The organism is Roseivirga sp. YIW32 (assembly GCF_057219245.1).
This window is the reverse complement of sequence record NZ_JBXVVG010000001.1, coordinates 233,541-245,343: the sequence shown is the minus strand read 5'-3', so window position 1 is coordinate 245,343 and position 11,803 is coordinate 233,541. Positions and strand designations below refer to the sequence as shown.

At 44.8% G+C, this 11,803-nt stretch carries 12 protein-coding genes; 4 read left to right on the top strand and 8 right to left on the bottom strand.

Annotation, left to right across the window (positions count from 1 at the left end):
• Positions 1–12 precede the first annotated feature (12 nt).
• From AC2D6U_RS01285 to AC2D6U_RS01270, 4 genes are all read right to left on the bottom strand, one after another.
• Positions 13–840 carry a sterol desaturase family protein gene (locus AC2D6U_RS01285; protein WP_484719124.1) on the bottom strand — a complete coding sequence of 276 codons (828 nt, stop codon included), beginning with the start codon at positions 838–840 and terminating at the stop codon, positions 13–15.
• 47 nt (positions 841–887) lie between these two features.
• The gene (locus AC2D6U_RS01280) at positions 888–1,691 is read right to left on the bottom strand and encodes an alpha/beta hydrolase (protein WP_484719123.1); all 804 of its coding nucleotides are present in this window, start codon (positions 1,689–1,691) and stop codon (positions 888–890) included.
• Positions 1,688–2,563, bottom strand: a complete 876-nt coding sequence (locus AC2D6U_RS01275) for an alpha/beta hydrolase (protein ID WP_484719122.1) — start codon at positions 2,561–2,563, stop codon at positions 1,688–1,690. Before AC2D6U_RS01275 ends, AC2D6U_RS01280 begins: the two co-directional genes overlap by 4 nt.
• A gap of 68 nt (positions 2,564–2,631) precedes the next feature.
• On the bottom strand, positions 2,632–3,714 hold the full coding sequence (locus AC2D6U_RS01270; protein ID WP_484719121.1) for an aromatic ring-hydroxylating oxygenase subunit alpha: 1,083 nt from the start codon (positions 3,712–3,714) through the stop codon (positions 2,632–2,634).
• Positions 3,715–3,773: 59 nt separating this feature from the next.
• Between AC2D6U_RS01270 and AC2D6U_RS01265 the strand changes: the two genes are divergently transcribed.
• Genes AC2D6U_RS01265 through AC2D6U_RS01255 form a run of 3 tightly spaced genes read left to right on the top strand, consistent with a single transcriptional unit; the run spans position 3,774 to position 7,540 of the window.
• Positions 3,774–5,072 carry an amino acid permease gene (locus AC2D6U_RS01265; RefSeq protein WP_484719120.1) on the top strand — a complete coding sequence of 433 codons (1,299 nt, stop codon included), beginning with the start codon at positions 3,774–3,776 and terminating at the stop codon, positions 5,070–5,072.
• On the top strand, positions 5,051–5,944 hold the full coding sequence (locus tag AC2D6U_RS01260; RefSeq protein WP_484719119.1) for a dimethylarginine dimethylaminohydrolase family protein: 894 nt from the start codon (positions 5,051–5,053) through the stop codon (positions 5,942–5,944). The genes AC2D6U_RS01265 and AC2D6U_RS01260 overlap by 22 nt, the downstream gene beginning before the upstream one ends.
• A 3-nt stretch (positions 5,945–5,947) precedes the next feature.
• On the top strand, positions 5,948–7,540 hold the full coding sequence (locus AC2D6U_RS01255) for a M1 family metallopeptidase (protein ID WP_484719118.1): 1,593 nt from the start codon (positions 5,948–5,950) through the stop codon (positions 7,538–7,540).
• 43 nt (positions 7,541–7,583) lie between these two features.
• On the opposite strand, the gene AC2D6U_RS01250 is transcribed toward AC2D6U_RS01255, so the two are convergent.
• Positions 7,584–8,036, bottom strand: a complete 453-nt coding sequence (locus AC2D6U_RS01250) for a hypothetical protein (protein ID WP_484719117.1) — start codon at positions 8,034–8,036, stop codon at positions 7,584–7,586.
• 103 nt (positions 8,037–8,139) lie between these two features.
• Here AC2D6U_RS01250 and AC2D6U_RS01245 point away from each other — a divergent pair, with 103 nt between their 5' ends.
• Entirely contained in the window at positions 8,140–8,559 is a 420-nt protein-coding gene (locus AC2D6U_RS01245) for a BLUF domain-containing protein (protein ID WP_484719116.1), read from the top strand.
• Here AC2D6U_RS01245 and AC2D6U_RS01240 read toward each other — a convergent pair.
• The 3 genes from AC2D6U_RS01240 to porX are packed head-to-tail and all read right to left on the bottom strand — an operon-like array spanning position 8,556 to position 11,760.
• The gene (locus AC2D6U_RS01240) at positions 8,556–9,782 is read right to left on the bottom strand and encodes an alanine dehydrogenase (protein WP_484719115.1); all 1,227 of its coding nucleotides are present in this window, start codon (positions 9,780–9,782) and stop codon (positions 8,556–8,558) included. The genes AC2D6U_RS01245 and AC2D6U_RS01240 overlap by 4 nt on opposite strands.
• Positions 9,775–10,209: a tRNA (adenosine(37)-N6)-threonylcarbamoyltransferase complex ATPase subunit type 1 TsaE gene (gene tsaE / locus AC2D6U_RS01235; protein ID WP_484719114.1), complete on the bottom strand. Its 435-nt coding sequence runs from the start codon at positions 10,207–10,209 to the stop codon at positions 9,775–9,777. Before tsaE ends, AC2D6U_RS01240 begins: the two co-directional genes overlap by 8 nt.
• A complete protein-coding gene (gene porX, locus AC2D6U_RS01230) occupies positions 10,210–11,760 on the bottom strand; it encodes a T9SS response regulator signal transducer PorX (RefSeq protein WP_484719113.1) in 1,551 nt (516 codons plus the stop codon).
• Between the last annotated feature and the right edge of the window lie 43 nt (positions 11,761–11,803).

The following is an 11,803-nucleotide window of genomic DNA, read 5'->3' as shown; positions in this document are numbered from 1 at the left end:
CCCATAAAGACCCTACTTTCCTTCAGGTGTGCGGTAAGGCTGAAAAGGAATTTTGAGCAGATTGCCCATTTTATCATTCTCTGAAGCATCCATATGGGTGTCTACTCCATAGACCAAATCCTTGGTATCTTCAACCTGAGCGAATGTTCCAAACATTCGGTCCCAAAAGGAAAAGATATTCCCATAGTTGGTGTCAGTCAACGGCTGCTTGTAGTGATGATGTACTTTGTGCATTAAAGGAGTAATGAACACCCAAGATAAGGCACGATCTAGCCCCTTTGGCATGTTGATATTGGCATGGGTAATGTGAGCAAATAAAACAGACATGCTTTGGTAGAACATAATGATCCACATGGGAGCACCGATCACGATTACCGCAAGAATGGTAAAGCCTATTCTGAAAACCGTTTCCCCTGGGTGATGACGCAATCCAGTGGTCACATCAACTGTGGTATCAGAATGATGCACCACATGAAATTTCCACATCCATTTCACCTTGTGCTCTGTCCAATGAATGAAATAGGCACCGATCAGATCCATCAACAGCACGCCAACCACCAGCTGTGCCCAAATGGGTAATTCGATTAGGTAGAGCAATCCAAATTGTTTTTCTGACACAAAATCAGAAGCGGCCAACAATACACCCGCCAAGCCAAAGCCGATGATCATCGTGCATAAGGTGAAAAAGAGATTCAATCCGGCATGTCTTACTTTTTTGTACTTGAAAGCCACTAAGGGTAAGGTGCCTTCTAAGACCCAAAACAACACCAATCCTCCAACCAAGATACCTACTCTAAATTCCGTCGGAATATTTCCAAAGAAATTAACGATCCATTCCATGGTGTAAGATAAAATGCATTGACAAAATAAAGCAAGAAAAGAACCCTTTATTCATTCGATAACACCCGCTCAATGGTTTGCCAATACATTGGGAATTCTGCCAGATTACGATGTTGACCTCCTTCAAAAGTGACGAGTTCCACCTTTTTATCGTCCATACTTTCGGCCAACCTTTTCCCCTGTTCATAGGGGACCACCGTGTCTTCCGTCCCATGCAGGATCAGCACTTTACAACTCGCCTTTTGCAGGTATTCATAAGACTTGAAATTATACTTCAAGGCGAATTTCGAAGGATAAATGGGATAGAAACGCTGTGCAGCCTTGGCCAATGAGTAATAGGGCGTTTCAAGAATGAGGAGTTTGGGCTGATGTTCTTGTGCTAGATAAGAGGCAATACCCGTGCCTAGCGAGCGACCATAGAGCACAATATCCTGTTCAGCATAACGCTCCTTTGCCCAGTGATAAAACAGTGATGCATCGGCCAAAAGGTTTTTCTGATTTCTTTTTCCGGTACTTTTACCAAATCCCCGGTAATCCATCACCACTACATCATAACCAAATTTAGTCAAGGGAGCGACAACAGGGCCCCAGCGTGTCAGGTTTCCTCTATTGCCATGAAAGTAAAGGATCAGGCCTTTGGCGCTATCCGCCTTAACAAGCAAGGCGTTTAAACGCCCTTGCTGTGGGCCTTCCAGAAAAAATTCCTCGAATGAACCCTCCACATTGAATTGGTGATCTTGCGGTAGGTCATCATCCAAGAATATGAACCTCTCCTGAATTAAAATGAGGATCACAAAACCCAAAATGTACACAAAGAGCAGGCTTGCTATGACATAAATCAATCGTCTCAAAGATTAAGTGTTTTCTTCTTTTTCTTTCTTCTGAAATTCAAGCTTGATTTTTCCGGATCAATCGATTCGGGCAATTTTGAATCCATGATCTCCGCTAGCATGCGGTGGTATTCTTCGAACGTATGCAAGTTATTGTGACCGGCACCAATGACGGAGTAAAGTCTCGTATTTTTCGCATTGACCTTTGACAAAGCAACTGCTGTGCTGAATGGGATCAACTTATCATTTGTCCCATGCACTATTTTAATCGGACATTTCACATACTTGAGCCACTTGTACGTGCGAATGGGAAACTTAATAAACAAGGTGACCACCATAAAAGGAATGTATCGCTTCGTTACTTTGGCCAAGCTATAATAAGGGGATTCCAACACCAGCATGCGCGGATGATTGATGGAAGCGATCTTTGATGCAAAGCCGGATCCTAAACTCCGCCCATAAATCACGATGTACTTTTCATCCACCTGCTCTTTTACCAAATCATAGACATACTGTAGATCCTCTTTGATACTTTCTTCGCTCCGTCTTCCCGTACTCTTTCCGAAACCACGGTAATCCACCATCAGTACATCATAGCCCATGCGTGTGAAGTCGACGGCAAATTTCCCCCAACCTTTCAACGATTTAGAATTTCCCTTCAGGTAGATCACCACACCTTTTGGCTGATCGATCTTGAAGTGAATGCCATTGATATTAACACCAGGCTCCTTCTCCAAATTGTACTCTTCAAATCGGAGATTAGGGTACCTGAACTCAAAGTCATCAGGCAGCTTTTCTGGTTTAAACAGAAAACGCTCTTGCATAAAATAGAGGACAATGTTCGCGAGTACATAAGCGATGACCAAGATCAAAATGAGATTTCCGTACTCCATGTCTCGAATAAGTTAAGGCTTTGTCCTTCAAGTCACAAGTCAATGACAAGAAGACGCTTTTCACCACATCAACGCCCCAAATAATCTGCCAATAGCCCATGAAAATGATGGACTCCTTTTTCCATTTTCGGCGAATAACGACCGGTGTTGTACACGCGAGATTGCATGCCTTTGAAAACCCCTTCTACAACAAACTCATCTTCTCGCTCCACCTTATCCAATGCCGCTCCTGCTCCCGTATCGAGCTTTGTTTCGTCATAAACATAGGTGATGAAAGAAACCTTGGTTCTATTGATTGCTATGGGTTTGACCACATTGATGGAACATCCCCAAGGGTAAAAATTAAACATCATATTGGGAAATATCCAGAAGTAATAGGCACTGATCGCTTGACCATGATCTTCATGATCCTCAGGGAAGTCAAACACATGCTCGCCTCCTGCCGAATGGCCAATTTGCAGATTTGCATGAGGATAAATTTTCGTTTCATATTTTCCATAATCCAAGACCGCATTCAGTCCTTCATGGACAAAAGGAATATGAAACCCTTCCAAATAGTTATCACAGTATAATGCCCAATGCGCATTGACCAGATAGTCCTTATTTCGGCTTTTATCTAAAGTGAATTCATGCAAAGGCAAAAAGCCAACTTTTTTATTCATGGCGTCGATCACTTGCCTAAAATCCATTTGTTCTTCCAAAGCGGTAAACAACCAAGGGCCAAACTGCTCTAAAGGAAATCTATGCAAATGATCTTCGGGTCTGGGAAAGTCTTTTGCTTCTGCGAATTGGGGCATGTGTTTAAAATTCCCCTTTAGGTCAAAGCGTCTGCCATGGTAACCACACAGAATTTGCTTGGCGCGACAGGGGTCATGACACAAGATATTTCCGCGATGGCTACATACATTTGATACGCAATTGAGCCCCTCTCCATCGTTGGTCAGCAGCATAGGCTCTTCCAATCCAAATTCAAGAAAACTAAATGGATGCAATTGACCCTCTGTTGATACAAGAGAATCATCGCCGATAAATTGCCATGCCTTCCCAAAGACCTTTTCGATCAGGGCGTCAAAGACCTCTTGCGAACGATAAAAGTGTGAGGGCAAAGTTTCTGCCAATTCGATATTCGGATGGATGGTAAACGCTTTCAATTTTATTTATCTAATTTCTCCTTTCAAAGTAATGATTTCCATTCAATCTACTTTTTAGTTTGAGCAATTCTTCCCCAACAAAATCCCTTGGTCTTTTGACGGTCACCTGTCTGGTGGTAGGCTCCATGATCGGTTCTGGCATCTTCACCTTGCCTGCCTCCTTAGCCCAATTTGGTGGAATTAGCCTCTTAGGCTGGGGAGTAGCCGCCTCGGGAGCACTGGTATTGGCTCGTATGTACGGAAGCTTGAGCAAAGTCTTGCCTCAAACAGGAGGGGCTTATGCCTATACCCGCGAGGCTTTCGGAGAATTCCCGGCCTTCATTGTTGCATGGGGCTATTGGGTATCGATTTGGAGTACAAATGCCGCCATCGCACTGACCTTTACCGGCTATTTATCCGTGTTCATGCCCGCACTAAGCGAAGGATATCTCACCATCACAACGAGCATTTTGGTGATTTGGCTGTTGACCCTCATCAATAGTCGTTCGATCAGTGCCGGTGGTAAAATGCAAGTGGTGACTACCTTTCTCAAAGTCATTCCCATTTTGGTTGTGGCTGTCGGTGGTATCTTCTTTTTTAAGGCGGCCCATTTCGTACCTTTCAACCTGAGTACCCAGTCCGACCTCAGGGCGATCACCATGGCTGCTGCCATGTGTTTGTTTGCCTTTATGGGACTCGAGATTGCCTCCGTTCCTGCCAGAAACATCAAAGAACCACGAAAAACGATACCAAGAGCCACTATGATCGGCACAGGCATCGTGGTCTTAGTTTATGTCTTCAGCACCATTTCCTTGTTCGGCATTTTACCACCTGCAGCTGTTCAAACCAGTTTAGCTCCTTTCAGTGATGCTGCTGCCCTGATGTTCGGCAATGGTGCCGAATATTTTATTGCTGCCGGAGCTTGTATTTCAACCTTTGGTGGCTTAAACGCCTGGATTTTGGTTCAAGGACAAATGCCATTGGCCATCGCGGAGGATGGACTTTTACCGAAAGTTTTTGCCCAAAAGAATAAACGAGATACCCCCGCCATGGGCATCATCATTTCTAGTGTGCTGATCACCTTCTTAATACTCTTCAATCAATCAAAAAACTTTAGCAGCCTCTACGCTTTCATGATTTTGGTAACCGCCGTGACCGTGCTGGTATCTTATTTGGCAACAGCCATCGTCTATGCGTATTTTTGTGTGAAAAAACTCCACGGCTTCCATCTCAACCTCAAAACAGGTCTTTACTCTCTCGTCGGTATCAGCTTTTCCATTTGGATGTTCATCGGATCAGGACTAGAGGCGACTTTATGGGGCGGCGTGGGTTTGGTTTTAGGGCTTCCCATTTATCTTTGGAAAAAACGAACGCGATGATCACCTGTCATTCTGAATACGGAAGAATCAAGAGCCTCTTGTTGAAGGAAGCCTCCACTGCTTTCCAGACACAAGAGAAAACCGACAAAGAATGGCGAGCGTTGAACTACCTCGAAAAGATTGACTTTGCCGAATCCTTGAACGAATATCAAGCTTTTTCAAAAGCGATCATCGCTCAAGGGGCTACCCCTTTTTATCTTCCAAAGGCAGACACGACTATTGACTCGATCTATTGCCGTGATGCCTCAATTGCCACTGATCATGGCATGATTTTCTGCCGCATGGGCAAGGGTGCTCGCGTACATGAGCCTGCCGCTCAAGAAGCTTTTTGCAAAACAAATGACATCCCCATTTTAGGAAGGATTGAAGCTCCAGGCACATTAGAAGGAGGTGACATGTGCTGGATCGATCAGCACACCCTCTGTGTTGGACATACCTACCGATCGAACATGGAGGGGATCGGTCAACTAAAGGCTTTAGTAGCCCCTTTTGGAATTGATGTTTTGGTAGTTGACCTGCCCCATTACAAAGGAGAATCTGACGTTTTTCATCTCATGTCCATCCTCTCTCCGATCGACAAAGACCTTGCCGTCGTATATTCCCCGCTGATGCCCATTGGTTTTCGAATTGAATTGCTCAAAAGAGGGTTTTCGTTGATCGATTGTCCGGAAGATGAATTTGACTCTATGGGATGCAATGTGTTGGCGCTGGCTCCTCGAAAGGTGTTGATGATCTCAGGAAATCCAAAAACAGCCGCCTTGTTAAAGGCTCACGGTTGTGAAGTCATTTTTTATGAAGGAGAAGAGATCAGCCAAAAAGGCTGCGGCGGCCCTACTTGTTTAACACGTCCATTAAAAAGAGAAATTGACTAGTCTATGAAACAGCTCTTTACGCTTTCTGCCTTCTTGATTTTTGGTTTTTCCGCTTTTGCGCAAAAGCATTACGAGCGTTTGGCAACCATGGATGTTCAGCATTACCGTTTTGAACTCACCATCACCGATGCCAGCGACGAACTAAATGCAATTGCCCATGTCAAGATCAAATTCAATGAGTCGCTCACGAACTTCTCATTGGATTTGGTTGAGCGATCCGGAAAAAAAGGAATGGAAGTCATCGCTGTCATGTCTGACAACAAAGCACTGAACTTTGCCCACGAAGGTGGAGCGCTGCGCATTACTGATGTGGTCGAAGCCGGCAGTCTAAAAGATTATCTCATCGCCTATAAGGGAGTTCCGGAGACCGGATTGATCATCTCTAAAAATAAATACGGCGAACGCACTTTCTTTGGAGACAATTGGCCTGACAGGGCCAAGCATTGGCTACCAACGGTGGACCATCCTTCTGATAAAGCCACCGTTGAATGGGTGATTACCGCTCCAAGTCATTACCAGGTAATTGGTAACGGTAGATTACAAGAAAGGACCAACATCACAGACGAACTCACCCTCACTCATTGGGCCTCTCGTGTACCGCTACCCACGAAAGTCATGGTCTTTGGGGCCGCAAGATTCGCTACCCAAACGGCTGGAGATATTTATGGTATTCCGATTAGCTCCTGGGTGTACCCACAAGATCGTGAAAAAGGTTTTTACGATTATGCTTTGGCGGTCCCCATTACCGATTGGTTCATCAACCATGTGGGGCCTTTCCCTTTTGCTAAATTGGCCAACGTACAGTCCAAAACTCAATTCGGCGGAATGGAAAATGCGTCGGCGATTTTTTATTCCGAAAACTCTGTCAAGGGCGATCGATCTGCAGAAGCCTTGATTGCCCATGAAATTGCACATCAATGGTTTGGCAACTCCGCATCGGAAGCCAACTGGCATCACGTTTGGCTTAGCGAGGGTTTCGCTACCTATTTCACCAACCTCTACATGGAGCATCAATACGGCAAAGAAGAACTTAGAAAGAGGGTTCAGGAGCAACGACGCTCCGTGCTTAACTATGCCAAAGAAAAACGAGTCCCTATTGTCAATCCTGCCATTGAGCAGTACATGGAACTTCTCAATGCCAATTCTTATCAGAAAGGCGGATGGGTCTTACACATGTTGCGAAAGAAAGTGGGCGATGAAACCTTTTGGACAGCCATGAGAACTTACTACCAACGCTATACACTTTCTAACGCCTATACCGCTGACCTGAAGGAGGTGGTAGAACAAATCTCAGGAGTTGACCTTGATCCCTTTTTCAATCAATGGGTGATGCAGGCGGGCCAGCCTGAGCTGGACGTGGAATGGTCTTACAAAGACCGTACGCTCGATGTCACCTTTCGTCAATTGCAGCAAGAAGACTTTGCTTTCGAACTGGAAGTGGACATTGTCTATCAGGACGGAAGTAAAGAAAGAAGAACCATTACCATTGACCAAAAACTCCAACAGTGGAAGCCCAAGGTGAACAGTGAACCCGCTCAGCTTATCCTTGACCCCGATAGCTGGCTTTTGTTTGAGGCGACCTTATCGAAAAAATAAGGGACGAGTACTTAGCCAGAATCATTGGCCAGCCCTAGAAGAGTTAAAAGATATCCAGGATCCGGTGATTTCTACCAGCCAGCTGAAAGAAATCGCCTTTGCATTTTTTCATCATTTGTTGGGCCAAAGGAGACGTCATAGAGATGGCAAAAACCGTTTGCCCCTGTACCTCAAGCTGTCCTAAGGCCACACTGAGAAAATAGTGTCCCGAGTCCGTGCTCACTACAGCACCGAGTGTTGCCGTTTGATGAACTCGTTTAGCGTCTATGTTCGCTAATCCTGACCGCATCATTTGCGCCAGCTTTAGTTGTTCGGAGAGCTTCGCTTTTTCCAAATTGATCATTTCCCGACTCGTTTCGTACTTATCACCCATAGATGATTTGGTATCGGAGGCTGCTGCATCATTTAAGTTCTTAAGTTCTTTTTCGAGCGCATCAATGCGTTCTTGAACCAATTCCAATGACTTACTGATCAGGTGTTCTTTTGTAGGAAGCATATTCAAAGAAAGTGTTTTTTAGAATGATTCTAACGAACCTGGATTGCTTTTGAGTGGTTTATATGATGTAAATTAGATCAATTGAACCAAGAGATTTTTTTCTATGCTATTTGAACTCATCTACCATAGTCAGGCTGCTCCGAATCTAGAGAATTCTGAGCATGTCAATATTCTGGCCACAGCAAGAGAATTCAATGAAGCACACAACATAACGGGTTGTCTACTTTTTCATAAGGGACAATTCTTACAAATTCTTGAAGGCGAATTCGAGACCATCACCTCACTCTACAGCAAGATCAAAAAGGACAAAAGACATTCTGATGTGATCACACTGCACATGAAAGAGATCGAAGACCGAATATTCGATAAATGGTCTATGGCCTATAAGGTCATCGAAGAAGACAGTGTCTTGAAAGAAGTTACAGGTGTGGAGGAATTTAAAGAGCTTCCAACGCAGCAGAATGAATCGAAAGAATCAAAGATTCTATTCAATATCATGGGCCAACAGATCATCAGCCGCTAGAGTCTGGCCGCAAGGAAAAGGCTCAGGTCTTTGAAGGACAAATTGAATCGTTTGGCAATTTCTAAATTAGTCGTTGCACCACGATATGCATACACCCCATTACTCAACCACTTGTGCTGAGCCATACACGATTCCATCCCTCCTGAATCCGCGATCTTCAAAAGGATCGGGGTCAAAATATTACTCATGGCCGTTGTAGCAGAGCGTGCAGCGCGAGAAGCTATGTTTGGCACACAATAATGGATGACATCATTCTTCTTAAAAATAGGATTGGCATGCGTCGTTGTTCTTGAGGTTTCAATACACCCACCTTGGTCTATGGACACATCAATGATCACTGCACCGGGTTTCATGTTACTCACCATCTCTTCTGTTACAATGCACCTTGCCCTACCTTTTTCTGCCCTCAAGGCTCCGATCACAACGTCCGCCGATCTCAAGGACTGTTCAAGGGTTGCAGAATCGATCACGGAAGTAAAGGCCTGATTGGCCAACTTATGCTTGATCCTTCGCAGTTTGTAGACTTCATTATCGAAAATTCTCACCTCTGAACCAAGGCCTAATGCAGCCCTTGCTGCGTATTCAGCGACTGTTCCTGCACCCAAGATGATGACGCGTGTGGGAGGAACGCCGGTTATGCCACCCACGATGACTCCTTTTCCGCCATTGACACTGCTCATGTACTCCGCTGCAATAGGAATCACTAAGGTTCCCGCAAGCTCACTCATCGCATTGACAATGGGGAGTCCACCTACTTTATCTTCAAGCATTTCATAAGCCAAAGCCGTCACTCTTTTTTTGTTGAGCAATTCGAAGTACTCCGCTTCCGCATTTCCCGTCTGCAAGGCTGAAAAAACTGTCGTCCCTGGCTTCATCAGTGCAATCTCCTCCTTGGTTGGAGGCTCTACTTTCACGACTAGGTCTGCCTGGAAAACCTCCTCTTTGGAGTAACAGATCTGTGCCCCTGCCTCAGAGTATTCGTTGTCGTCAAAAAAAGCATGCTGCCCGGCATTTTGCTCCACCTGCACTTCGTGCCCGTTGGCCACAAGGATTCCTACGGCAGCAGGAGTCAGACTTACCCTGTTTTCTTGGTAAGAGACTTCCGATGGAATGGCAATAGTGAGTGACTTATGGTCGGACTTGATCTTAGCAAGCTTTTCCTGTGGATATAGACTTCCTTCCTTCGCTAGAGCAGCAAAACCAGATTTACCTTTTTCAACCATGATGCTTCAATATAATCTTTCTTTCGCCTGTGAGCAATTCTTCTAGATGCACAGTCATAAATTCATCAGGCAATAAACTTGATATGACTTGCGGCCATTCCACCAAACAAATGGCCTGACGATAAAAATAATCCTCTATCCCAATTTCAATGGCCTCTTCAACCGAGGTCAATCGATAACAGTCGAAGTGATACACCGATTCGCCCGTGGCTCTCTCGTATTCATTGATAATCGAAAAAGTAGGACTACTCACTTGGTCGATAACCCCTAAATGTTCGCAAAGCGCCTTGATCAGGGTTGTTTTCCCAGCACCCATCTCACCAATGAACAACCAAATGCGTTGCTGGTCTGCAAAGGCGACCAATTCTTCTGCAATGCGCTCAAGGTCTTCAAGGCCCTTGGATGTCAATTCAATTTCGGGATGCATCTACTTTGGGCTTAGGTCAATAATTGGAATGATCATTTCTTCCATTGAAATACCTCCGTGCTGAAAAGTATCTCGGTAATAGTTGACGTAGTAATTATAATTGTTCGGGTAAGCGAAAAATGTGTCTTCGGTCGCAAACAGGTATTCGGTACTTACATTGAGCTTAGGCAAATGAAAGGCTTCGGGTTTCCCCACAGAAAAAATACCATTCTTGCCCTTGTATCCTAAATTCTTACCCTGCTTATATCGTAAGTTGGTGTTGACCGTACGATCGCCAACGACCTTGAACGGTTTATTCACGCGATAGGTCCCATGGTCGGTGGTCAGGATGACCTTTTTGCCATGATGGGCGATCAATTTGAGCATATCAAATAAAGGAGAATGCTGAAACCAGCTTTTCGTCAAGGAGCGATACGCCGACTCATCTGCTGCTAACTCACGGATCATGCGAATATCCGTTCGCGCATGCGACAGCATGTCCACAAAATTGTAGACCACTACATTCAGTTGGTTGGTCAATAGATTATTGAATTGCTCATTGAGCTGCTTGCCTTGGGCAGCATGGATGATCTTATGATAGGAGCTCTTGACATCAACCCCTTCACGCTGTATTTGTCGTTGCAAGAATTCGTATTCATGTTGGTTTTTACCATCCTCTCCATCGTCGCCGACCCATAGATCAGCATTTGCTTTTGACATTTCAAGAGGTAGCTGCCCGGAAAAAATTGAGTTTCTCGCAAAACCAGTGGTGGTGGGAAGAATAGAATAATAGGTTTCTTCTGCCTCAATATTGAAGTAGGCATTGATCTCCGATTCCAATATTTTCCATTGGTCAAACCGCAAATTGTCAATGACAATGAAAAACAGCGGTTCCTCCTTAAGCACAGGGAACACCTTCTTGCGCATGAGCTCGTGAGACAACATGGGGCGTTCGGATTCCTCGTTGACCCAACCCTCGTATTCTTCTTTAACAAAACGAGCAAAATTGGCATTCGCCTCTACCTTTTGCATCTCCAACACCTCACGCATGCTTTTATTCTCGGTATTGTCGATCTCAAGCTCCCAGTAGACTAGCTTTTTGTAAACATCAGCCCATTCCTCATGATCCATATGATCATTCAACTTCAAGCTGAGCTCTCCAAAATTTTGTTGGTACTGTGTGTTGGTGCGTTCTGTCACCAATCGTTTATTGTCCAATATCTTTTTGACCGAGATCAAGATTTGATTCGGATTTAGGGGTTTGATGAGGTAATCGGCAATACGTGAGCCGATGGCTTCTTCCATGATGTGCTCTTCCTCATTTTTTGTGATCATGACCACTGGTAAAGAAGGCTTATGCGACTTGATGTAGGCTAAGGTCTCCAAGCCTGTCATGCCCGGCATGTTTTCATCAAGGAACACGATATCGAAATTCTCTTGCTCACAAGCATCGATGGCATCAGCTCCACTGGTGACTGGAGTCACATCGTAGCCCCGATCGGCTAAGAATAGCATATGCGGTTTGAGCAAGTCAATCTCATCGTCCGCCCATAAAATATTATATCTTTGCATCGCGCTTCTCTGGTGACAGGCTCGAATTTAAAAGATTAAAGTT